At 66.1% G+C, this 20,421-nt stretch carries 24 protein-coding genes and 8 pseudogenes; 14 read left to right on the forward strand and 18 right to left on the reverse strand.

The window, feature by feature from the left end; genetic code table 11:
• On the forward strand, nucleotides 1–204 hold a 204-nt coding region (locus tag ACFODQ_RS02660; RefSeq protein WP_377014902.1), incomplete at its 5' end, for a hypothetical protein.
• Here the strand turns inward: ACFODQ_RS02660 and ACFODQ_RS02665 are convergent.
• From ACFODQ_RS02665 to ACFODQ_RS02680, 4 pseudogenes are all read right to left on the reverse strand, one after another.
• Nucleotides 194–1,493 (reverse strand): annotated as a pseudogene (locus tag ACFODQ_RS02665) (NAD(P)(+) transhydrogenase (Re/Si-specific) subunit beta). The gene ACFODQ_RS02660 and the pseudogene ACFODQ_RS02665 overlap by 11 nt on opposite strands.
• A gap of 131 nt (nucleotides 1,494–1,624) precedes the next feature.
• Nucleotides 1,625–3,273: pseudogene (locus tag ACFODQ_RS02670) on the reverse strand (Re/Si-specific NAD(P)(+) transhydrogenase subunit alpha).
• 170 nt (nucleotides 3,274–3,443) lie between these two features.
• Nucleotides 3,444–3,866 (reverse strand): annotated as a pseudogene (locus tag ACFODQ_RS02675) (cupin domain-containing protein).
• A gap of 79 nt (nucleotides 3,867–3,945) precedes the next feature.
• Nucleotides 3,946–4,779 (reverse strand): annotated as a pseudogene (locus tag ACFODQ_RS02680) (AraC family transcriptional regulator).
• Between the two features lie 258 nt (nucleotides 4,780–5,037).
• Between ACFODQ_RS02680 and ACFODQ_RS02685 the strand changes: the two are divergent.
• Nucleotides 5,038–5,409, forward strand: a pseudogene (locus ACFODQ_RS02685) (MBL fold metallo-hydrolase); the annotation flags it as partial.
• Nucleotides 5,375–5,605 (forward strand): hypothetical protein, encoded by a 231-nt coding sequence (locus ACFODQ_RS02690; RefSeq protein WP_377014904.1) that lies wholly within the window; start codon nucleotides 5,375–5,377, stop codon nucleotides 5,603–5,605. The pseudogene ACFODQ_RS02685 and the gene ACFODQ_RS02690, both read left to right, overlap by 35 nt.
• Nucleotides 5,606–5,670: 65 nt before the next feature.
• Here ACFODQ_RS02690 and ACFODQ_RS02695 read toward each other — a convergent pair whose 3' ends face one another.
• The 7 genes from ACFODQ_RS02695 to ACFODQ_RS02725 form a co-directional block, all read right to left on the reverse strand.
• Entirely contained in the window at nucleotides 5,671–6,543 is an 873-nt protein-coding gene (locus tag ACFODQ_RS02695) for a TonB-dependent receptor domain-containing protein (protein ID WP_377014906.1), read from the reverse strand.
• The gene (locus ACFODQ_RS02700) at nucleotides 6,498–6,893 is read right to left on the reverse strand and encodes a hypothetical protein (RefSeq protein WP_377014908.1); all 396 of its coding nucleotides are present in this window, start codon (nucleotides 6,891–6,893) and stop codon (nucleotides 6,498–6,500) included. Before ACFODQ_RS02700 ends, ACFODQ_RS02695 begins: the two co-directional genes overlap by 46 nt.
• A complete protein-coding gene (locus ACFODQ_RS02705; RefSeq protein ID WP_377014910.1) occupies nucleotides 6,890–7,228 on the reverse strand; it encodes a hypothetical protein in 339 nt (112 codons plus the stop codon). The genes ACFODQ_RS02700 and ACFODQ_RS02705 overlap by 4 nt, the downstream gene beginning before the upstream one ends.
• Nucleotides 7,229–7,303: 75 nt before the next feature.
• Nucleotides 7,304–7,588, reverse strand: a complete 285-nt coding sequence (locus ACFODQ_RS02710) for a TonB-dependent receptor plug domain-containing protein (RefSeq protein ID WP_377014912.1) — start codon at nucleotides 7,586–7,588, stop codon at nucleotides 7,304–7,306.
• Entirely contained in the window at nucleotides 7,543–7,839 is a 297-nt protein-coding gene (locus ACFODQ_RS02715; RefSeq protein ID WP_377014944.1) for a TonB-dependent receptor plug domain-containing protein, read from the reverse strand. Before ACFODQ_RS02715 ends, ACFODQ_RS02710 begins: the two co-directional genes overlap by 46 nt.
• A 269-nt stretch (nucleotides 7,840–8,108) precedes the next feature.
• The gene (locus tag ACFODQ_RS02720) at nucleotides 8,109–8,633 is read right to left on the reverse strand and encodes a helix-turn-helix transcriptional regulator (RefSeq protein WP_377014914.1); all 525 of its coding nucleotides are present in this window, start codon (nucleotides 8,631–8,633) and stop codon (nucleotides 8,109–8,111) included.
• Entirely contained in the window at nucleotides 8,605–9,099 is a 495-nt protein-coding gene (locus ACFODQ_RS02725; RefSeq protein WP_377014916.1) for a hypothetical protein, read from the reverse strand. Before ACFODQ_RS02725 ends, ACFODQ_RS02720 begins: the two co-directional genes overlap by 29 nt.
• 181 nt (nucleotides 9,100–9,280) lie before the next feature.
• Between ACFODQ_RS02725 and ACFODQ_RS02730 the strand changes: the two genes are divergently transcribed.
• The 3 genes and pseudogenes from ACFODQ_RS02730 to ACFODQ_RS02740 all read left to right on the forward strand — a co-directional run bounded on the left by ACFODQ_RS02730 (nucleotide 9,281) and on the right by ACFODQ_RS02740 (nucleotide 10,537).
• Entirely contained in the window at nucleotides 9,281–9,532 is a 252-nt protein-coding gene (locus ACFODQ_RS02730; RefSeq protein ID WP_377014918.1) for a hypothetical protein, read from the forward strand.
• A gap of 103 nt (nucleotides 9,533–9,635) precedes the next feature.
• Nucleotides 9,636–10,112 carry an alpha/beta hydrolase-fold protein gene (locus tag ACFODQ_RS02735; protein WP_377014946.1) on the forward strand — a complete coding sequence of 159 codons (477 nt, stop codon included), beginning with the start codon at nucleotides 9,636–9,638 and terminating at the stop codon, nucleotides 10,110–10,112.
• 126 nt (nucleotides 10,113–10,238) lie between these two features.
• Nucleotides 10,239–10,537, forward strand: a pseudogene (locus tag ACFODQ_RS02740) (DUF2218 domain-containing protein).
• A gap of 20 nt (nucleotides 10,538–10,557) precedes the next feature.
• Here the strand turns inward: ACFODQ_RS02740 and ACFODQ_RS02745 are convergent.
• A pseudogene (locus ACFODQ_RS02745) lies at nucleotides 10,558–11,411 on the reverse strand (M48 family metallopeptidase).
• 339 nt (nucleotides 11,412–11,750) lie between these two features.
• On the opposite strand from ACFODQ_RS02745, the gene ACFODQ_RS02750 reads away from it, so the two are divergent.
• From ACFODQ_RS02750 to ACFODQ_RS02780, 7 genes and pseudogenes are all read left to right on the forward strand, one after another.
• Complete coding sequence (locus ACFODQ_RS02750; protein ID WP_377014920.1) at nucleotides 11,751–12,281, forward strand: hypothetical protein; 531 nt, start codon at nucleotides 11,751–11,753, stop codon at nucleotides 12,279–12,281.
• Nucleotides 12,278–12,646 carry a hypothetical protein gene (locus ACFODQ_RS02755; RefSeq protein ID WP_377014922.1) on the forward strand — a complete coding sequence of 123 codons (369 nt, stop codon included), beginning with the start codon at nucleotides 12,278–12,280 and terminating at the stop codon, nucleotides 12,644–12,646. The genes ACFODQ_RS02750 and ACFODQ_RS02755 overlap by 4 nt, the downstream gene beginning before the upstream one ends.
• A 380-nt stretch (nucleotides 12,647–13,026) precedes the next feature.
• On the forward strand, nucleotides 13,027–13,362 hold the full coding sequence (locus ACFODQ_RS02760) for a hypothetical protein (RefSeq protein WP_377014924.1): 336 nt from the start codon (nucleotides 13,027–13,029) through the stop codon (nucleotides 13,360–13,362).
• Nucleotides 13,363–13,474: 112 nt separating this feature from the next.
• Nucleotides 13,475–13,867: an aspartyl/asparaginyl beta-hydroxylase domain-containing protein gene (locus tag ACFODQ_RS02765; RefSeq protein WP_377014926.1), complete on the forward strand. Its 393-nt coding sequence runs from the start codon at nucleotides 13,475–13,477 to the stop codon at nucleotides 13,865–13,867.
• A gap of 483 nt (nucleotides 13,868–14,350) precedes the next feature.
• Nucleotides 14,351–14,560, forward strand: coding sequence for a hypothetical protein (locus ACFODQ_RS02770; RefSeq protein ID WP_377014928.1), 210 nt, complete (start codon nucleotides 14,351–14,353; stop codon nucleotides 14,558–14,560).
• Between the two features lie 761 nt (nucleotides 14,561–15,321).
• Nucleotides 15,322–15,543, forward strand: a complete 222-nt coding sequence (locus tag ACFODQ_RS02775) for a hypothetical protein (protein ID WP_377014930.1) — start codon at nucleotides 15,322–15,324, stop codon at nucleotides 15,541–15,543.
• Nucleotides 15,544–16,251: 708 nt separating this feature from the next.
• Nucleotides 16,252–16,873, forward strand: a pseudogene (locus ACFODQ_RS02780) (phage tail protein).
• On the opposite strand, the gene cysC reads toward ACFODQ_RS02780, so the two are convergent.
• Nucleotides 16,851–17,390 carry an adenylyl-sulfate kinase gene (gene cysC, locus ACFODQ_RS02785; protein WP_377014949.1) on the reverse strand — a complete coding sequence of 180 codons (540 nt, stop codon included), beginning with the start codon at nucleotides 17,388–17,390 and terminating at the stop codon, nucleotides 16,851–16,853. The pseudogene ACFODQ_RS02780 and the gene cysC overlap by 23 nt on opposite strands.
• Nucleotides 17,329–17,640 (reverse strand): hypothetical protein, encoded by a 312-nt coding sequence (locus tag ACFODQ_RS02790; protein WP_377014932.1) that lies wholly within the window; start codon nucleotides 17,638–17,640, stop codon nucleotides 17,329–17,331. Before ACFODQ_RS02790 ends, cysC begins: the two co-directional genes overlap by 62 nt.
• Before the next feature lie 85 nt (nucleotides 17,641–17,725).
• Between ACFODQ_RS02790 and ACFODQ_RS02795 the strand changes: the two genes are divergently transcribed.
• Nucleotides 17,726–17,917, forward strand: a complete 192-nt coding sequence (locus ACFODQ_RS02795) for a hypothetical protein (protein ID WP_377014934.1) — start codon at nucleotides 17,726–17,728, stop codon at nucleotides 17,915–17,917.
• Nucleotides 17,918–17,978: 61 nt separating this feature from the next.
• Here ACFODQ_RS02795 and ACFODQ_RS02800 read toward each other — a convergent pair whose 3' ends face one another.
• From ACFODQ_RS02800 to ACFODQ_RS02815, 4 genes are all read right to left on the reverse strand, one after another.
• Nucleotides 17,979–18,209 carry a hypothetical protein gene (locus tag ACFODQ_RS02800; RefSeq protein ID WP_377014936.1) on the reverse strand — a complete coding sequence of 77 codons (231 nt, stop codon included), beginning with the start codon at nucleotides 18,207–18,209 and terminating at the stop codon, nucleotides 17,979–17,981.
• Nucleotides 18,210–18,359: 150 nt separating this feature from the next.
• A complete protein-coding gene (locus ACFODQ_RS02805) occupies nucleotides 18,360–19,064 on the reverse strand; it encodes a hypothetical protein (RefSeq protein ID WP_377014938.1) in 705 nt (234 codons plus the stop codon).
• A gap of 209 nt (nucleotides 19,065–19,273) precedes the next feature.
• Nucleotides 19,274–19,558, reverse strand: coding sequence for a helix-turn-helix domain-containing protein (locus tag ACFODQ_RS02810; protein WP_377014940.1), 285 nt, complete (start codon nucleotides 19,556–19,558; stop codon nucleotides 19,274–19,276).
• Nucleotides 19,537–20,055: a hypothetical protein gene (locus ACFODQ_RS02815; protein WP_377014942.1), complete on the reverse strand. Its 519-nt coding sequence runs from the start codon at nucleotides 20,053–20,055 to the stop codon at nucleotides 19,537–19,539. The genes ACFODQ_RS02810 and ACFODQ_RS02815 overlap by 22 nt, the downstream gene beginning before the upstream one ends.
• Nucleotides 20,056–20,421: the final 366 nt, after the last annotated feature.

The raw sequence follows: 20,421 nt of genomic DNA on the forward strand, positions 1-20,421 counted from the left end.
CTTCAAGGGCGAAGACACTACCGCAGCAGCAGTGGCGCGCGCGCGACCTATGCCCGGCTGTATGGCGGCCTGCCCTGCCGCAATGGCAGCGAGATGGCCTACCGCTTCAACTATGCCGACCGCTATGCGCGCAGCGGCGAGTGCCCGTTCGAGCGCTTTCCAAGAGTGACTCCGCTTCGAATGGTAAGAGCGCTCAGCTTTTGAGCGTCGCCAGCACCTCATCGAGCATCTGCTTGGCATCGCCAAACAGCATGCGGTTGTTGTCCTTGTAGAAAAGCGGGTTGTCCACGCCCGCGTAACCGGTCGCCATCGAGCGCTTCATCACGATCGACTGGCGCGCCTTCCAGACCTCCAGCACCGGCATGCCGGCAATGGGGCTGTGGGGTCGTCCTGCGCGGCCGGGTTCACGATGTCGTTGGCGCCAATGACCATCGCCACATCGGTGTCGGGAAAGTCGTCGTTGATCTCGTCCATCTCCAGCACGATGTCATAGGGCAGCTTGGCCTCGGCCAGCAGCACATTCATGTGGCCGGGCATGCGGCCGGCCACAGGGTGGATCGCAAAGCGCACCTCGACGCCGCGCTCGCGCAGCGTGCGGGTGATCTCGTTGACGGTGTGCTGGGCCTGGGCGACTGCCATGCCATAAGCCCGGCACAATGACCACGCGCTTGGCCTCACGCAGCATCTCGGCGGTTTCGGCCGCCGTCACCGCCACCACCTCACCCTGGGGGCGCCGCACCTGCCTGGCCCGCGGACGTGGGCGCGCCACTGCCAAAGCCGCCAGCGATGACGCTGATAAAGCTGCGGTTCATCGCCTGGCACATGATGTAGCCAGGATCGCCCGGACGAGCCCACCAGCGCGCCGGTGACGATCAGCAGGTCATTGCCCAGCATGAAGCCCGTGGCCGCTGCGGCCAGCCCGAATAGCTGTTGAGCATGGACACCACCACCGGCATGTCAGCACCGCCAATGGCCATCACCATGTGCAGGCCAAACAGCAGCGCGATGGCGGTCATCACAGCAGCGCCAGCATGCCCAGGCCCATGCGATGCGCTCTGCACAAACCAGCAGCCCAGCGCGACCACCACCACCAGCCCCAGCAGATTGAGCAGGTGCCGGCCCGCAGCAACAGCGGCTTGCCACCAATGCGGCCATTGAGCTTGCCAAAGGCCACCAGCGAGCCCGAGAACGTGACCGCCCGCGCCAATGAGAATGCCGATATAGATCTCGGCCGCATGGATGGCCTTCTCGGCGCCTTGCAGCGGGTGCGAGGTATCGACATAGCTGGCAAAACCCACCAGGCAGGCGGCCAGGCCGACGAGGCTGTGCATCAGCGCCACCAGCTCGGGCATCTGGGTCATCTTGACCCGCTTGGCAGCATACAGGCCGATGCCGCCGCCCAGCACCAGCGCAACCACAATGGCCACGACGCCGGACTGCGAGACGCGCGGGCCAAAAATGGTCGCCAGCACCGCCAGGCCCATGCCCAGCATGCCCAGCAGATTACCGCGCCGCGCGGTCTCGGGGTGTGACAGCCCGCCCAGGCTGAGGGATGAACAAGATGGCAGCGCCCAGGTAGGCGACGGTGGCAAGGCTTTCGGTCATGCAGTTCTACCTCGGTGGCCTATTTGTGGAACATGGCCAGCATGCGGCGCGTGACCGCAAAACCACCAAACATATTGATCGCCGTGAGCACCAGCGCCACAAAGGCCAGTGCGCCGATCAGCAGCCCCGGCCGGTCCGTGCCCACCAGGCCGGCGGCGCCATCTGCACCAGCGCGCCAATGGCGATGATGCTGGAGATCGCATTGGTCACGCTCATCAGCGGCGTGTGCAGCGCGGCGTCACGTTCCAGACGACCATGTAGCCAATAAAGCAGGCCAGCACAAACACCGTCAGATGCCCCAGGAAGGCCGCAGGCGCATGGGCGCCAATGAGCCAGAAGAGCAGCGCCAGCACTGCAAAGAGGATCGCCAGGTGCGTGCCGGCAAGGGGCTGCGGCGCCATGGCCGTGGCCGCGTTTTTTGGCAGCCGCCGGGCTGGCTGCTGCCGTGCCCGCAGCTCCCGCAGTAGCCGCTGCCGGTTTGGCCACGGGTGCGGCCGCCAGCGCAGGCGCGGGCCAGCTGTGCTGCCCTGGTACACCACCGTCAGGCCCCGGATCGCATCGTCCTCCATGTTGACCAGCGCATGCCCATCCTTGGCTTGCACAGCTCCTCGGTCAAGCGCAGCAGGTTGTTGGCATACAAGGTGGAGGACTGCGCCGCCAGGCGCGAGGCCAGGTCGGTGTAGCCCACAATCGTCACGCCGTGGCGCACCACGGCCTCGCCGGGCACCGTCAGCGCACAGTTGCCGCCTGCTCGGCGGCCATGTCCACAATCACGCTGCCGGGCTTCATCGCCTGCACCATCTCGGCAGTGATCAAGCGCGGCGCCGGCTTGCCGGGGATCAGGGCTGGTAATGATGATGTCGGCCCATGCCGCTGCTGCGCATACATCTGGCGCTGCGCGGCCTGAAAGCCCTCGCTCATCACCTTGGCGTAGCCGCCGCCACCACCGCCTTCTTCGGCATAGTCCACCGGCACAAAGGTGCCGCCCAGCGACAGCACTGGTCGGCCGCTCGGCCCGCGTATCGTTGGCGCGCACCACCGCGCCCAGGCTGACCGCCGTGCCAATCGCCGACAGGCCGGCCACCCCTGCTCCCGCAATAAACACCTGCGCAGGCGGCACCTTGCCCGCCGCCGTGATCTGCCCGTTGAAAAAACGCCCAAAGGCATGGGCAGCCTCGACCACCGCCCGGTAGCCGCTGACGCCCGCCATCGAGGTCAGCGCATCCATCTTCTGCGCGCGGCTCAGGGTGCGCGGCAGCGCATCCATGGCCAGCACGGTCAGCCCCTTGGCTGCCAGCTGCGCCATCAGCGCGGGGTTTTGCGCGGGCCAGACAAAGCCGACCAGGATCTGGCCGGCATGCATCCATTCCACCTCTTCAGGCGTCGGGGCCGCACTTTGAAGAGAATGTCAGCCCCTGCCCAGATCGCCGCACTGGGCAGCACCTGGGCGCCCGCCGCGCGGTAGGCCTCGTCGCCAAAACTGGCCGCCTCGCCAGCGCCAGCCGCCACACTGACACGAAAGCCCAGCTTGACCAGCTTGTCGACCACCGCAGGCACAGTGGCGACACGCTTTTCACCGGGAAATATCTCGTGCGGCACACCGATACACTGGGGCGGAGACGCCGCGGCCTGCGGCGCAGGCGCGGTGGGCGGTGAGATGCTGGACATGGATGCGCGCTCCTGGTTCAGGGATCAACGGGCTTGCAGAGCGCCGGTATGCCGGCGATGGCTGCAGCGCTGAACCCCTTGTATCACGGGGCAGCCATTTGGGCTACGCGCATTTTTGCCTAGGGCCTTGCATATCTACTATGCGAGTCATGACCATGGCTGGGCCGCGATCAGATCCAGAGACCATTCGCCACCGTGCGCGCGCCCGCCTCGCCATCCCCCGTATTCGCCACCCCACGCGGCTCGATCAGCAGCAGCTGAACCTCTTCCTGTGCAAAGGGTTTGTGCTCTATACCCTGGGGGATAACAGCCATTTGGCCGCCTGCAGGTGGATGGCGCGGATGTCACCGCTGGCGTCGCGCAGGTCGATGCGCAGTGGCCATCGAGGACGATAAAGTCTCATCGGTGTCGCGGTGCTGGTGCCAGAGAAATTCGCCAGCGATCTTGACGACCTTGAACTGGTAGTCGTTCATCTCTGCCACCACGCGCGGCTGCCAGTGGCCCTGCAGCAATGCGATCTTGCCTTGCAGATCGATGGACTGGCCTTGGCCACGGTGGCTTGGAGTGGGAGCTGTTTCGGTAGGTGCTGACATGGTGTGCTGTAAGTGTTGAAAACAGCAGCCAGCTTAAGAATGCACCGCCCAAAAGTATTGAACGTTTGTGGGGAAGCGTTCAGCGGCGCGATGCCTGGCGCATGACCTGTAGCCAGCGCCCTGGCGTGATGCCAAAGGTCTTGAGAAAATGCCGCGTCATATGCTTTGGTCGGCAAAGCCGGCATCCTGGGCAGCATCGGCCAGCGACAGGCCCGCCAGCAGCCCGCGCCGCACGGCATCGAGCCGGCGCATGGTGAGGTAGCGGTAGGGGCTGGTGCCGTAGAACATGCGGAAATCATGCGACAGGCTCCAGCGGTCGCGGCCGGTGGCCGCTTCCAGCGCATCTAGTGCCACCCCGCTGCTGGCATGGGCCAGCAGGTAGTCACGCGCACGGCGCGCGGCCTGGTAGTCGCCCTTGGCTTTGGCGCGCCGTGTGCCCGGCCCGCCGGTGGCAGCGGCCAGCGCATGGGCCAGCTGCACCAGCGCATCGCTTTGCTCCAGCGGCTCGGCAATATCCCCCACGCCTTGCAGCAGGACCTCAGCAGCGGCCGATATCGCCGGGTCGTTGGTGATGCCGCCTCCAGAAATGGCAGCGCGCTGCCGCCCAGAATGTCCTGGATCAGCGCAGGCTCCACATAGACCATGCGGTAGCGAAAGCCCTCGTCCGTGCCGGCCTGCCCGTCATGCGCCTCGTCGGGATGGAGCACCAGGGTGCTGCCGGCCAGGCTGTCGCGCCGCCCGCGCGGTAGTGAAAGCTCTGCACGCCCGCCAGGGTGCGCCCTATCGCATAGGTGTCGTGGCGGTGCATCGCGTAGGCCCGGCCATGGAACCAGGCCTCGATGCGCTCCATGCTGTCGGAAGGCGGGCTGCGCAGCACCCAATCCGAACGTGGCAAGGCAGGGGGGCGGGGCATCAAGAGTCCAGACAGGTGGTGAAAGCAGGGGGCGAAGTGCTGATTCTACAAACCATCCCCCAATCGGCGCCCGCCACTTGCGGCTCGAACCCCGCCCAGCCCAAGCCCACCACAGCTTGCCGCACAATAGCCAGAATGCGCCCCGCATCCGCCAGCCCTGCGCGTTGCCGCAGGCACCGATTTGAACATGCTCACTACCACACGATTCCCGTCACCGCGTTTCAGCAAAACTGCTCCCTGGTCTGGTGCGACCAGCAGATGGAGGCCGCCGTCATCGATCCCGGTGGCGATCTGGATCGGATCGAGGCAGAGATCGCGCGCCTGGGTCTGCAGCTCCAGGCCATCTGGCTCACCCATGCGCATATCGACCATGCCGGTGGCGCCGGCGAGCTGGCCGCGCAGCGCGCCTGCCGATCATTGGCCCGCACCCGGGCGACCAGTTCTGGATCGATGGCCTGCCCCAGCAAAGCCAGATGTTTCGGCTTTCCACCCGCGCAAAGCTTTACACCTACGCGCTGGCTGCAGGATGGCGATACGGTCAGCATCGGGCAGGAGACCGTGCAGGTGCGCCATTGCCCCGGCCACACCCCCGGCCATGTGGTCTTCCATGCGCCGCAGATCACGCGCTGCTTTGTTGGCGATGTGCTGTTTGCCGGCAGCATTGGCCAGCACCGATTTCCCCAGGGGCAACCACCAGCAGCTGATCGACTCCATCACCCAGCGACTATGGCCCATGGGCGATTGCAACGGTGTTCATCCCCGGCCATGGCCCGAGAGCAGCTTTGGCCGCGAGCGCCAAAGCAATCCTTATGTGGGTGGGACCTGATCCGGGGTTCAGGTTTTAACGCCAAAGGCCAGCGCATGCGCTGGCCTATTTTGCATGGGCGCCGATCAGAACTTGGCGGTCAGCGAGGCGTAGAACGAGCGACCGGGCTCGTTGTAGGTGGCGGCCCCTGCGCCGTAGATGGTGCGCGGGTTGTTCACGCCCACGGCATTGCCCATGCGGTAGAGCCGCTTGTCAAACAGGTTCTTGATGCCGGCGGTCAGGGTGACATCCTTGCTGAAGCTGTAGCGCGCGCCCACGCCCACCAGCGCATAGGGGGCCAGGCGGCGGGTTTCCTCGCCAGTCAGCGGCAGGCCCTGGTAGTCGAGCTTGTTGGGCTTTTGGCCGCCGTACCAGGTGAACCGAGCCGAGCAGTTGCAAGGCGTTGGTGGTCTGCCACTCCATGCGTGAATTGAGCGTGTACTTGGGGATGATGGACAGCTGCTCGCCGGTGGTCTGTTCTTGCTCTGCACCATGTACGTGAGGTTGTTGCTCAGGCGCACTGCGGGGCTGAGCTTGACGTTGAACGTACCCTCCACACCAGAGACCACTGCCTTGGGGATATTGGTCCAGGTGAACACATCGGCATTGGCATAGGCGCCGGTGCCGCCGGTCGCGGTGCCCACCGGGGTCATGCCCGCATCGATCTTGTTGCGGTAGTCGTTGTGGAACAGGGTCACGCCCGCCAGCAGGCCCTCGTCGGCATACTCGATGCCCAGCTCCTTGTTGATGCTGGTCTCGGGCTTGAGGTCGGCATTGCCCATCAGATAGCAGGGCCCACACCCGCGCCCCAGCAACAATGCCACGGCTGTAGAGCAGGTAGTTGGGTTACGTCTGGTACAGATTGGGCGCCTTGTAGCCCGCGCCACACCGGCCTTCAACGTGACCTTGTCCGTCAGGTAGTGCGACAGGTTGAGCGACGGGCTCCAGTTGGGTGCCAACCTCGCTGTGCTGGTCCAGGGCGCAGGCCGGGGGTCAGCAGGGTTCTGGCATTGAGCTCGATGTTGTCTTCGACAAAGAGCGAGGCAATGCGCGAGGAGATCTTGCCGCTGCGGCCGGTGTTGTCCACCCCCGGCACGCTGCCGGCCTCGGTCGTGGTTTGCGAGACGGAGTTGCTGTCGTTGAGCTTTTGCTCCACCCACTCGGCGCCCAGGGTCATCACATGGGGCAGGCTGCCCCATTGGCCTCGGGCGCTGATCTCGCCATGGGCGGTCAGGATGTCGAGCTTGGAGGTGCCATAGGCATCGCTGGAGAACAGGCCTTCGGTACCGCCGGCCAGGCCTTCGTTCATGCGCGTGTTTGCGCGTGGTTTCGTACTGCAGGTAGGCGGTGGAGCTGCCAAAGTCGTACTCGCCCTTGTGCGTGACGGCATAGGTCGAGCGGTACATGCGGTTGGGTCTCGGTGCCCAGCGCATCGAGCACGCGCTGCGAGGTGGCCACCAGCTTGCCATTCGCATCGACCGTGTAGTTGTTGTGTTTTGCGTATCGCCCGCGTAGATATTGCCCTGGCGCGCAAAGCTGGCATCGAAGTCGATGCGGTGGCCCGCTGCGGGCTTGAGGCTCAGGCGCCCCGAGAGGTTTGCGGTCGCGCACGCCCTTCGCGGCCGGCCGGGAAGGTGCCGGCATAAATGCCGGTGCGGGTCGAGGCATGGCCCTGGTTGATGTCCCAGGCGTCCGCATCGGTCTTGTCGACATTGCCGCTCAGGCGAAAGCCCAGCTGCTCGGAGATCGGCCGGCGAGCGAAAAGCTGGTGCGGCTGCTGCTGCCGTCGCGCGAATCCTCTGGCTGGTTGTAGTACACGGTGGCGCTGCCGCTCAGCTTGTCGGGGATGCCCTTGGTGATGATGTTGACCACGCCGCCAGCCGCCCCATTGCCGTAGCGGGCAGCGGCGGGGCCGCGCAGCACCTCGATCTGCTCGACGGCCTCTTGCGGCACCCAGTTCATGTCGCCCCGCGTGTCGCGCTCGCCGCGCCAGCCGTAGCGCACGATCCGCGGCTGTTGACGGGCTTGCCATCGACCAGGATCAAGGTGTTTTCCGGCCCCATGCCGCGCAGGTCGATCTGGCGGTTGTTGCCGCGCTGGCCGCTGCTGGAGTTGCTGGTCAGGTTCACACCGGGCTGCTGGCGCAGCACATCGGCGAGGTCATTGCTCGGCTGGCTGTCCAGGTCCTCGCGCGTGACGGTCGAGACGCCCGGCGCCTGCTTCCAGGCGCTTTCTGCCGTGCCCAGCACCTGCACCGTCGCCAAGGTCGGATCCTGCTCCGACGGCGCTTGCGCTGCAGCCTGTGTTTGCGCTGGGCCCCTGCCTGCATGCCAGCACCGCCACCGCCGCTGCCACGGCGCGCAAACGCCACCCCTGTTCCCTGCCTGGATCGCCATACCACCCCTTTTTGAAAGACAAATGATTTTCATTACCGAATATCGAATTCTTCCATTGCAGGGGTGACTCGTGGTTGCGCGGCCAACAAAGATGTTTGCGCCAGCGGCAGCACAGGCATGCAGCAAGGCTAAAAGCCGGAAGGCGAGTGATAAACCCGTACCCGCGCCAGCTTGGGCGCCAGGCCAAAGCGCCGGCGGTAGGCGGTGGCAAAGTTGGCGGCGCTGGTGTAGCCGGCCAGCAGCGCGGCCTGGCCCACGGTGATGCCATCGCGCTCCAGCGCCTGGCGGGCGCGCTGCAGCCGGCATTCGCGCAAAAACTCAAACACCGTGGTGCCGTAGACGCTGCGGAACTGGCGCTGCAAGGTGCTGGCATTGACGCCTGCCTGGCGCGCAATCGCATCCATCGACAGTGCATCGGCCTGGCCCGAGGCGAGAAACGCATGCAACTCGCGCAGCCGCTGGTGTTCGCGCGGCAGCAATCTCGCCGCACTGCCGCCCGCCGCTGCGGCCTCGCAATCGCCACGGTGGCCAGCGCCTCGCCCAAGAGCTCCAGCGCATGGCTCTCCAGGTACATGTGCTGCAGCAGGGGAGTCAAGCCGGGCGGGTGCACGATCTGCTCGGCAATCACCGCAGCGCGCGGCGACAGCTGCCACTGGCGCGTGGCCAGGTGTCGTGCATGAAGCGCTGCAGATCGGGCCAGCCGGCCCCATCGCCACCAACAGCCTGGGCCAGCCAGGCAGGGGTGAGCCCCAGGCTGACGCGGCGCGAGTACACGCCCGAGCGCGCCCGCCGATCAAAGCGCTCGCGCTCGGCCACCGACACCAGCGCGGCGCTGGCGCCTGCGCCTGGGTGGCTCAGCGCCACCCGGGTCAGGCCGTAAGAGACATCGATACGCCCTTCGAGCAACACCACCAGGCGCAGCCCGGCATCGATATCGGCCTGCGCGGTCTGGTCGCGCGGGTCGCAGCGTCTTCGCTGTGCAGGTTCAGGCCAGGCGCAGCTTCGCGCAGCCGCGAGACTGCGCGCGCGCAGCTCCGCCTCGGCGTTGATCGCGGAATCAGCGGCGCGCACAGGCCAGGCCGGTAGAGCGTGTTGAAGGAGCCCAGCATGCGCAAACATCTTTCTTGCTGCAGCAAACATGGGCCAAGCGGGTTTGTGCCATGCTTGCCATGATAATTTCTTAATGCAAATCATTCTCAAGCCCATGGTTGATTTGCCGCAAGCCCAGCCCCTATGCAACTCGCCCTGCCCCTCTTCCCACCCTGCCCTTGGCCCAACTGCCGATATAACCCGGCGCCGTTTGCTGGGCCTGGGCGCTGCGCTCGCGCTGCCCGGCTGCGCCTGGCACAGCAGCCTGAAGGACGCGCCACCGGTCACCCTGCCCGGCACGCGGCAGCTGGACCTGCGCGCCCCCGGCATGCCGGGCCCGGGCGCGCCCGAGCGCGTGCACCGCATCATGGTGGCGTGCCGCCCGCGCCACCACCGCCCCAGGGCTACCCGGTGCTCTATCTGCTTGACGGCAACCTGCTGTTCACGCCCACCGCGCAGCTGATGCGCAACCGTTTTGCGCGCGGGCCCTCGGTGCCCACGCAAGGCGCCGTGGTCGTTGGCCTGGGCTATGCGACAGCCAGTGCTGGACCTTGCTGCGCGCAGCTATGACTACACCGCCGCCGGCCCCCGGCCCGGCTACCGATGCGCGCGGACGCGCCGAAGGCGGTGCCGACCATTTCCTCGACTTCATCGACCAGCAGGTGCGCCCGCTGGTGGAGGGGAGCTTGCCGATCGACACGGCGCGCCAGACCTTTTTTGGCCACTCGTACGGCGGCCTCTGTGTGCTGCACGCGCTGCTGACGCGGCGGGCAGATTTGGCCGCTATGTCGCCGCCAGCCCCTCGATCTGGTGGCGCGATGGCTTGGTTGCTGCAGGCCTTGCCCGGATTCTTGGCGCATGCCGCCAGCCAGGCGAGGATGCGCCGGCGCTGCGGCTGCTGGTCACGCAAGGCGAGCGCGAAGCGAGGCCTGTGGCGCCATCCACGCAGGCATCTCGGCCCGCGCCATCCCCCCCCGCCAGCGACCCGGCCCGCGACGCCATACGGCGCCAGCGCCAGAACGCCCCGGGCATCCCCGCGCTGATGGAGGGCCTGCGCGGCGCGCCGGACCTGGAGTTGCGCTATGCCAGCTTTCCCGGCGCCGACCACGGCAGCGCCATGCTGCCAGCGGCCCAGCAGGCGCTGGCAATGGCGATCGAGACTGAGCGCCATGCCTGTGTCCACATTACCCATCCTCTCCAGCCAAGGCCAGGTCGCCACCCCGGAGGCCAGCCGCTATCTGCAGCGCCTGTGTTACCACTTCAGCCGCAAGATCAGCGTGCAGTACGACAGCCACCAGGGTGAGGCCAGTTCCCCTGGGGCCACTGCAGCCTGCGGGCCGAGGGCGACATGCTGTCCTTTGTCTGCAGCGCTGACAATGCCGAGGCACTGGCCAGGGTGCGCCATGCGATCGACGCGCATGTGGCGCTGTTCTCGCGCAAGAACCCGATGGTGGTGGCCTGGGTGTAAGGTCGTCTTAGGCTTGACGTTTAGCGCTTGGCCTGCTCGTAGAGGCCTTGCACCTTGGCACATTGGCCTGCAGGCTGGCAATGCGGTTGGGCCCGGTCGGGTGGGTCGACAAAAAGCCGATGCCGCCTTTGCCGGTGGCAGCGCCCATCTTCTCCCACAAGCTGACGGCGGCCTGCGGTGCATAGCCGGCACGCGCAGCGATCTCCAGCCCCACCAGATCGGCGTCGACTCATCGGAGCGGCTGAACTTGAGCGTAAGCAGCTGGCCGCCCAGGTTGGCCGCAGCGGTGCCCATATCGCCAGACCCAAAATCGCCGCACCCAGGCGGATGCCCAAGCCAGTGGCCTGGGTCTTGGCCAGCTGCTCGCGCGAGTGCTCGCGCAGCGCATGCGCCATCTCATGGCCATCACCATCGCAATCTCGTCGTCGCTGAGCTGGAGCTGGTCAATGAGCCCGGTGTAGAACACGATCTTGCCGCCAGGCATGCAAAAGGCGTTGATCTGCTTGTTGCCGATCAGGTTCACCTGCCACTTCCAGTCCTTGGCGCGCGGGTTCCAGGGCAGGGCCTGTGCAATCAGGCGCTGGGCAATCGTCTGCAGGCGCTGCAGCTGGGCATTGCCCGGCCCCGCCAATGCGCCCTGCTGCTTGGCCTGCGCCAGCAGCTCCCCGTACTGCTGCTGTGCCGCCTGCTCCAGCGCTTCGGCCGGCACCAGGTTGCGCAGCGCCGACGACTTGCCCACCTCCACCTGCGCCCAGGCCGTGCCCGTCCCGCCAGCACTGGCCACCACAGCTCCGGCCACCAGGGCCTGCAGCCAGGCACGGCGCCCTTGGCAGGCGCAGCTGAACAGTGGTGAGGGATGGGGTAGATCAGGCATTCCAGTTCCAATCATTAAAGAGCGATGATTGCACAGCATTTTTGCCCCATATACGATTTCGCTTGGTACATCGATGAACATATTTAACAAATAAATTGCAAACAATGGTGGGCTCTGGTACAAATCGACACCTTATTACATTTTGCTTCCAAGCAAAGCGGGCCGCCCATGCCTTACCTGCGTCTTCTTGCCGCCGCGTGCCTCGCGGTCGGCTTCGCCTCCGCCGCACAGGCGCAGATGGAAATCCCGCCGGCTCTGAAGGGAGCCTGGCGGAGGCAGCCAGATCTGGGCTGTGAATCTGTCACGATTGCAGGCACTTACTCCCTGGATGGGGGCAGCTTGCAAAATGCCGGTGCCTTCCTCATTGAAGCGGGTGGCGTGCTCGATGCCCAGGGCAGCATCCAACTGGGTTCTGATTACCGCACCCAGGGCAGCTTGAACGCCGCAGCCAGCGCCATGGTGTTTGACGGCTCCTGCGCCGCCCCCGGGGCCAGCATCACGGTCACCGGCGTCACCACCGTGGCCAACCTCACCCTCAGCTCCAGCAGTGGCCAGAGCTTTGTGCTGCCCAACGGCGCCAATATCGTGGTCACCGGCAGCCTGGTGCTGCAGGGCAGCCAGGCCAGCCGCTGCAGATCACCACCGCTGCCGGCCAACGGCGACCTTCACGCTGGGCCCGGCGCACAAGTCACCCAGCAAAACGTGAATCTGGTCAATGTCTATGTCGGCCCACCGCCCAGCACCGCGCCCGTCGCCGTGCCAGTCTCCGGCCTGGGCTGGACGGCCAGCCTCGCGCTGCTGCTTTCGCTTCTGTCTTGGGGCGCCTTGCGCTCCGCCCGCATCCGCTCTTTTCTGAGAACCCAGCCATGAACCTCGTCACCTCCTTCTTCCACAGCCGTTTGCTGGCCGGCGGCATCATGGCCCTGGTTGCCAGCGCCGCTTGGTCCGCCGATACCAGCTTCAAGCCGGCGGCGGCTCGGGCTTTGTCATCAAGGGCCAGGCCAACCAGGATCTGTTTCCGGGTGCAGGAACTGGCCGAGACCTATGCCCCGCCGCTGCCTTCCGCGCCGGCCACCGGTACCGAGCAGCTGTGTATGGACCCCGCCACGGGCCGCCTGCTGCGCTGCGCCGACGGCATGGCACCGGGCGACGGGCCCTGCTGGCCCCACGGCCCTCAAGGTGCGCTGGCCGGTGGGTGCCACCGGCCCCGCTGGCCCTGCCGCCCTGCCGTGTGAAATTGGCCCTGCAGGCGCAGTGGGTCCCGCAGGCGCCACAGGCCCTGCAGGCCCACTGGCACGACCGGTGTAGCAGGCCCCGTTGGCCCGGTCGGCCCCACGGGTAACGCAGGCCCCGCCGGCCCAGTCGTCCCGTGGGTGCGACTGGCGCCACGGGCTCCACAGGCCCTGCAGGCGCGGTTGGCCCACAAGGCCCCACTGGACCACAAGGCATTCCAGGCCCCGTTGGCCTCACCGGTGCGACCGGTCCCCAGGGCCCCATCGGCCCTACGGTTGCAACAGGTGCGCCAGGCTCCATTGCTGCGGTCAATCTGCGCTCCGACACCAAATCAGGTGAACTCTGCCAGGCTTCGGCCTGCTGCGCCGCAAACGAACAAGTGGTGGGTGGCGGCTACGAAGCGGCCAATGCCAAGGGTGGCAATGCGAACTTTGATGTGCGCGTCTCGGCCAGTGCACCAGGCACGCCTGCCAGCTGTGGCGGCACGCAAGGCTGGACGGTACGCGTGCTCAACTCTTTCGTGGGTGATGGCTCCTTGAGCTGCACAGCCTACGCGCTCTGCGCTCCGGTCGCTCCCGCCGTCCATGACCCTAGCAGCCGCTCCCTGCCCACCAGCCCAGCCCGTCAGGGTCTGCTCCTGCAGGGCATCACCACCATGCGCCTGCCCTGGCGCCTGGAGGTAGCGGCCGCCTTGCCAGCAAGCCCAGCAGTTGCCTGAAATCGCTGTGGCGCATGCATTTCAACCAGGGCCGGCATGACGGCGGCTGGCAGGCGCTGGCCTTGCGGGCGTCTGCCCAGGCACCATCGGACATCATGCCGATGATGCAGACGTGGACGCCTATACCGACTGCGAAGCGCTGCAGGCCCTGCCGGCCATTGCCGAGCTGTTGCGCAGCCTGGACCTGCAGTGCAAATCGGTGCGCCTGATGCGCCTGCAGCCCGACAGCGAAATCATGGAACACACCGACGCGGGCCTCTGTGCCGCCGAGGGCGATGCCCGGCTGCACATCCCCTTGCAAACCGAAGAGAAGGTGTTTTTCCACCTGGGGTGGCCAGCGCGTGCCCATGCGCGTGGGCGAATGCTGGTACACCGATGTCTCCCTGCCCACCGCGTGCGCAACCGCAGCGCAAGGCGCGCATCCACCTGGTGGCCGATGTGCTGGTCGACGAGCGCCTGGCACAGGCCTTTGCAGCCGGTGACCAGGGCGAGCCTGCTACGATGACGGCGACCCCTGGCTGGCCTTTGCGCAGTTTCGCCAGGCCGTGTTTGTGCAAGAATCTCTGGCCGATGCGCTGGCCGGCTGCCCGGATTGGCCAGTCTGAGCGCCCGCAGCATCGCGCTGGGCAGGCCCAGGGCTGGTGTTTGATGCCTCCGATGTGGAATCGGCGATGAAGGCCGGGCGCCGCGCCTGGAATGCCAATGGATGCTATGACACTCCGGGGCTGGCGGCCCGTTCGGCTGTACTGGGATGGGGCCAGGTCATGGTGGACTGGGCGCGCCTGGGCGATGCGCCGCTGCGCGCACCGTTCTACCAAGAGAGCCTCAAGCCGCTGCGGGGCACCCGTTCAACCAGGCGTTTCGCCGCCAGACACCGCTGGAGGTGCTGCTGGCTTGGCACGCGCAGTCGCGGGCATGGCACCCTGCTTGCTGGTCTTCCATGTCTCGCGCTGCGGCTCCACCCTGTTCCCCCAGGCCCTGGCCGAAAGTGCCCACCACCTGGCGATGTCCGAGCGCCTCCGTCGATTTCCTGCTGCGCGAAGCGCTGGTCAACGGCTGGCTCAGCCCCGCGCAAGCCATCGCTGCCTTGCGCCGCTGGATGAGCGCCTGGGCCCAGCGCAGCGACGCGGCCAGCCCGGCACTGCAAACGGCCAGCCTCAAGATCGACGCCTGGAACACCGGCCAGCCCCGCTGCTGATGCAGGCCTGGCCGAGGCCTTGCCGGTGTTCCTGACGCGCGAGCCGCTGGCGGTGCTGGTGTCGCAAATGCAGGAACGCGCCTTTTACCTGGTGCCCGGTGCCTTTGGCCCACATTCGGCCTGCCGGGTCTGAGCCTGCTGGAGCAGGCCACGATGCCGCCCGAGCAGTACTGCGCCCGCATGCTGGGCGCATTTATGCGGACATGGCACGCGTCGCCGATCCGGCGCAAGCGCTGGTGCTGGACCATGCCCAGCTGCCCGAGGCCATTGAGCAACTGGTTCTGCCACGGCTGTCCTGGCAACCTGATGCAAAAGCCATGCAAGCGCTGCGCGAGCGTTTGTCGCGCCACGGCAAACGGCCGCATGAGCCCTTTGCCCAGGACACAGACAAAAACATGCCAAGGCAACGCTGCATTGCGCGCGCTGGCCGAGCAATGGATGGCCACACCATTACCAGCAATTGCGGGCCCGGTGCGAAGCCCATGACCGCGCAGAGACTCTCTCCGAGGCCGCTATATGACCATGATTCCAAAGACGCCTTTCCTCGCCTCCACCAGCGTGGCCGTCAGCACGGACCGGTGGCTGGAGCGCAGCGCAGGCGCTGGCGCCCAGTGCCCCGGCCCGGCAAACCTCCAAGGCCTGGCAACTGCTGGCCGTCGCTCCCCAGTCCGCACAAGGTGGCGATCTGGGATCGGACTACCGCGAGGCCTGGAGCTGGGCCTGGCCCAGCGGCCTGACTGGTTGCTGTACAGCTGCACTGGGTGGAAGCCCCACCCACCCCCAACCGCGCCGCCCGCAGCATCACGGAGGCGATCGATCAGCGGCCCCAGCTGCATGGTGTTGTCGGTTGGATGCCGCCCGCCGTCGAAGCCCAGGTCGCTGCCCATGCCCAGCCCCTGGGCCTGCCCCTGTGGGCCAGCGATACCGGCGCCGATCTGCCTGCCGCCGCCGAGCCGGCCAGCCCCAGGCTGCGTGCGCCATAGCCTGGATCTGTGCGGCAGCGCGCGCAGCTGGCGCAGGCCGTCTACCAACAGCTAGGCCTCGGGCGTGCTGGCTTGTTGGGCAGATGGAAGGGGGCTATGACTTTGTCTATAGTTTCGAGCATGCCTACCGTGCGCTGGGGGGGCGGGTGGTTGCTCGCCATGTGGGCGAGTTTGGGCCGCAGAGCGCGGAATTTGACGGCTTGCGCACTGCCGTTTTCAGCCACCGGCCTGATGCCGTTGTGGCCTTGTACTCTGGTCCGCAGTTGGCCCGCTTTGGCCGCTGGTGGCAGGCTCACGCCCAGTCGCAAGGCGCTTGGGGACTGGCTGGCTTGCCTTGGCTGGAGGATGTGCATACCGGCGGCAATGCCGTTACCGCCGGTGCATGGCCAGCGCTGCACAGGCTCAGCCGGTTTGGAAGCAACGTTTTGAGCGGGTTGGATTGCTTGGACCGCTGCTGCCCTGATGGGTGCGAGGCGGGTTACAGCATTGCGGCTGCCCTCGACCAAAGTACGCAAGGCCCTTCTGCTTCTGCGTTGCACGAGGCTTGGATGATGCCGGTGCTGCAGGGCCCGGCGCGCGGTTAGTTCGCGCATAACGACCTCAACCAACCACGTATTCAACCGCCCAGCCACCCCGCTTATCAGTGGATGGCTCAATGGCTATCTGCAAACCTAACAACATCAAAGGAACCGACCATGGAACCGTTTATTGCATGATCACTATGTTCGCGGTAATTTTGCACCGCGGGGCTGGGCTTACTGTGCAGGGCAGACACTCGCTATTAGCCAAAATCCAGCCTTGTTCTCCATTTTAGGAACACCTATGGTGGCAATGGGCAGACCACTTTTCAGCTTCCAAATTTGATGGGTCGGGTGCCGGTAGGCGCCGGTCAAGGACCAGGGCTTCCGTTCGTCACCCTGGGGGAGCAAAGTGGAACCCCAACCATCACGTTGAACCTGCAGCAACTCCCCCAACACAACCACCCACAATAGCTAGCACTTCAGCAGGTACGCTACAGGCTCGGCTTACGGGCGCATTCCTGGCGCAATCAAACCAGCGAGACGCGCAGTACGTTGAGGCCAGTGGGGTAGGTACAACGGTCCCATTGTGTGGAAGCAGCATCGCTGGTGGGTCACAGCCGATTTCCATCATGCAACCCTATCTGGGCATAAATTTCATCATTGCACTTGAAGGCATCTTCCCATCGCGCAAACTGAGAGGGTGTTCTTTCAGCACCCGCTCAGCCGGGCCGCTTCTGTTCCAAGCCCAGCGCATCCAGATAAGCCAGCACGGCGCCCAGAGCAACTTCAGCGCCAAATCTTCGCCCTGAAGATGCAGCTCCGGCTGCAGCGGCGCTCATACGGGTGCCGATACCGGTAAAGTTCGCGCAGTTCGCCGCGCCGAGCGCGCGCATACAAGCCCTTGGGATCGCGCGCCTCACACACAGCCAAGGGCGTATCGACAAAGACCTCGACAAAAGCTCTGGCGCAAACAAGGCCCGCGCCTGTTGCCCGGTCAGCTGCAAACGGCGAAATCGCAGAGACGATAACGACCAGACCCGCATCGACCATCAGCCGCGCCACATGGGCCATGCGGCGGATGTTTTCTGCCCGCGCCTCGGCGCTGAATCCCAGATCGGCATTGAGCCCCTTGCGCAGGTTGTCACCATCGAGCGCATAGGTATGGCAGCCGCGCTGGTGCAAGGCCCGCTCCAGCGCATGGGCCAGGCTGGTCTTGCCTGAGGCCGATAAGCCGGTAAGCCAAATGCAGCAGGCGCATGGCCCATCACGCGGCGCGCTGCGCCGGCAGCACCGCCTGGCCTGGCGGAAAGATAAAAGCAGCGGGATCGGGTCGGCCGGTCATTCGGCAGGCTCCGTCTTGCAGGCTCACGGCACATGGTCCAGTACAGCCAATCGCTTGGCAGCTGCACAAAGCCAGCCGCCCATATAGATTGCGCGCCCGGTTCTGGGGCTCCACACTCAGCGCCATGGGCCGCTGCTGCGCGTCGGCGTGGTTGCACAGCCACCGCAGCAGCACGCTGCCCAGGCTTGGCTGCGCTGTGCAGCCAGCAGCGAGATATCGACAACCGCAGTGCATCAGCGCGTCATCGACGATCAGGCGCCCACCGGTTGGCCATCCCGCTCAACCAGGTAATGCAGCGCCTGGGGTAGTAGCTGCGGTAATGCTGACGCTGAAAATCAAACTGCGAATGGCAGAAGGCATCGATGGCCTCGGGTGGCAGCCGGTGAGCGCCAGCTCATCGCTGCGCACATCGCGTAAAGAGCACGTAAAAAATCCGCATCTGAGCCAAAGACTGGCGCAGCTGCAAGCTGCCCAGTTGCAGGGCCGCAGGCAGCTCAGAGGGCATGGCTGAATTGGGCTTCGTAGTACACGCCTTGCGCATCGGCGCGGTGGCGGACACATGATCGCAAAAATCACCCCATTCCGCATGGCGTGGCGGTAAGTCTGGCTGGGCAGAACCGGGGCCGTCGGGCCCTGAAAATTGAGCCGTATGCGGCCATGCCGGGGGCGGCTCGGCTTTGCGCCTCAAAGCGGTCACCAACAGCGGGAATCTGCTGCGTCTGCCCGGCAGTGTCCCCCGACAGAAAGACCAGCGACTGGCCCTGGAGCTGGCTGGCCATCTCCTGCGACAACACCGCGTCCATTACGGCGTCATCCAGTTGGTAAGTGGTGTCTGGCAAGGTCATAAGGGCAGCAAACGCAGTCCGTGGTGGCAAGAGCGCCATTCTATCGCCGGGCCTGCAGAGCACGCCGTCCATGTGCGACCCGGGCAGTCAACTGCGCATCTCGGCTTTTCACGACCACCCATAGCCCCAGCAGCACGGCGGCGGCCTGCCCACCCAGGCCACCCGGGCTGGTGTTCGCCGCCGATCCACACGGCCAGCACAAAGGCCGCCACCGGCTCGATGAGGGCTGAGCGCCACGCCGGTGGGCCCCGAGATATGGCGCAGACCCATCGAGAACAATAAATGTGCAATGCCCGAGACAACGGCGCCCAGGTAGACAACAACAGCACGGCAGACAGGCTCCACTGCGGCATGCCGCATACAGTGCGGCCACGGCAGTGCGAGCAGTGCCGCGCCGCTGAACACTAGAAGTTCACCACCTTGGGGACATATGGCTGACCAGGCGCTTGTTGACCAGGCATAGCCGGCATAGGACAGACCCGCCAGCAGGCACAGCGCCAAGCCGGGCCAGGAGACCTGGCTGCTGCCGCCCTCGCCCATCACCATGCCACCACCGCCGGCCACGCTGACCCAAGGTGCCCAGCCACCACAGCGGCGACAGGGGCGCGCGCAGCACCACGGCTGCAGCAGGCCGCCCAGATGGGGCTGCTGCCAATGGCAACGGCTGTGCCCACGCCCACACCGCCATCTGCAGGCCGGCGTAGAAAAACACGCTATAGCCGCAATGCCCAGCGAGGCCCAGAAGAACGACGACAGCCGCAGACCGCTGGCGGGGCCGCAGCACAGGCTGCGGTGCTGCCACGCCGCGCCCAACAGCAGGCTAGGCCAAAAATGCCGCCGCCACCGCCAGCTGCGCAGCCCCCACCCAGAACGGGACAGCCCCGCAGCCCCGAGGTACTGGGCGGTGCCGCTGTGCCCCAGAGCACGCCGGCAATGGCGACCAGCGCAATACCTTGCGCAGAGGCGCTGAAAAATGAAGAAGGGGCGGGGGATGCCATGCGCTGGAAGTCTGTGTCATGCCGCTATGGTGCCGCGACGGGGCCGGGGCAAATGTCGAGAAACGCTTGTGCTGGGCTGCCAAACGCACCCAGCGCATCATGCGCCGCCGCGTTTGCGCAGCTGCGGCTGCCCACGCCGCGATCGCGCCGCAGGCAATAGGCCAGCGCGCTGGCCGTGCTGTAGCCGCAGCGCAGCGCCGTGGTCTCCAGCGGCTGGCCGGCGGCCAGGGCTTGGCTGGCCTCGGTCAGGCGCAGGTCGCGCAGCCATTGCTGGGGGGTGCTGCCGGTCAGCTCCTGCCAGGCGCACATGAAAACGCTGGGGCGCTCAGGTGTGCCAGCGCCGCCAGTTGGGGGGGTGCGCCAGTCGCCGGCCAGATCGGCCGTACCGCAGCGGTGATGCCTGCACATCCAGCGCGCGGCGCAGCAGCAGCGCGGGCGACTGCTGACCCAGGCCACATGGGCCTGGGGCCACGGTCAAGGCCGAGGCATGGGTGGCCAGCCAGTCGCGCGGCGGGGGCGGCGGCAAAGCGGCGCATCTGCGCCCAGTCTGCGCCGTCGGCCACATCCACCACGGCCAGCGCGCTGCCCTTTTGTGCCAGGTAGCTCGTGGGTGGCACCCGCCGGTATACCTCCACGCCGCTGGCGGTATCGACATAGGCGGCCTTGCCATCGACCTCCAGCTCCATGCGGCCGGCCAGTGCATACAAGAGCTGCACATGGTCATGGCTGTGCGCCTGCTGCTCGCCTTCGTAGTGTCGAACAGAGTAGTCAGGAGCCAGCAAGCGGTGGTGGTGGTGGTCGGCCATGGAAGCAGCGGTGCATCAGTGCATAGCGCACAGTGTAGCCAAGCGTGGGCCCTGACCCCTTGTTGCGCCGCTTGCCCCGATTCAGCAGCGCGGATCAGCGTATATTGGCGCATTGTCCGGGCCTGGCCTGGCCCACCCCTTTTTACTGTACGCCTCGTCCGCATGGCCGACACCTCTTCGCCCGCTACCGCCTCCTCCCCGCCGCCCGACGCTCCTGGGCGGACACGTTTCGCGTCTATACCGGGCCGGCCAGCCTGCGCATGCTGGCGCTGGGCTTTTCTGCCGGCCTGCCGCTGCTGCGGTGCTGGGCACCTTGTCGTTTCTGGCTGCGCAAGGCCCGGCATCGACCGCAGCACCATCGGCTAC

It is taken from the genome of Comamonas sp. JC664, assembly GCF_042647185.1.

Excerpts from the sequence above, each read along its gene's own strand:
- ACFODQ_RS02690 (WP_377014904.1), top strand. The coding sequence starts at position 5,375 with ATGTGGTCTTCCATGCGCCGCAGATCACGCGCTGCTTTGTTGGCGATG.
- ACFODQ_RS02700 (WP_377014908.1), bottom strand. The coding sequence starts at position 6,893 with ATGAACGAAGGCCTGGCCGGCGGTACCGAAGGCCTGTTCTCCAGCGAT.
- ACFODQ_RS02705 (WP_377014910.1), bottom strand. The coding sequence starts at position 7,228 with ATGCCGGCACCTTCCCGGCCGGCCGCGAAGGGCGTGCGCGACCGCAAA.
- ACFODQ_RS02725 (WP_377014916.1), bottom strand. The coding sequence starts at position 9,099 with ATGTTTGCGCATGCTGGGCTCCTTCAACACGCTCTACCGGCCTGGCCT.
- ACFODQ_RS02735 (WP_377014946.1), top strand. The coding sequence starts at position 9,636 with ATGACTACACCGCCGCCGGCCCCCGGCCCGGCTACCGATGCGCGCGGA.
- ACFODQ_RS02755 (WP_377014922.1), top strand. The coding sequence starts at position 12,278 with ATGAACCTCGTCACCTCCTTCTTCCACAGCCGTTTGCTGGCCGGCGGC.
- ACFODQ_RS02790 (WP_377014932.1), bottom strand. The coding sequence starts at position 17,640 with ATGCACTGCGGTTGTCGATATCTCGCTGCTGGCTGCACAGCGCAGCCA.
- ACFODQ_RS02795 (WP_377014934.1), top strand. The coding sequence starts at position 17,726 with ATGCTGACGCTGAAAATCAAACTGCGAATGGCAGAAGGCATCGATGGC.
- ACFODQ_RS02800 (WP_377014936.1), bottom strand. The coding sequence starts at position 18,209 with ATGGACGCGGTGTTGTCGCAGGAGATGGCCAGCCAGCTCCAGGGCCAG.
- ACFODQ_RS02810 (WP_377014940.1), bottom strand. The coding sequence starts at position 19,558 with ATGTGCGCCTGGCAGGAGCTGACCGGCAGCACCCCCCAGCAATGGCTG.
- ACFODQ_RS02815 (WP_377014942.1), bottom strand. The coding sequence starts at position 20,055 with ATGGCCGACCACCACCACCACCGCTTGCTGGCTCCTGACTACTCTGTT.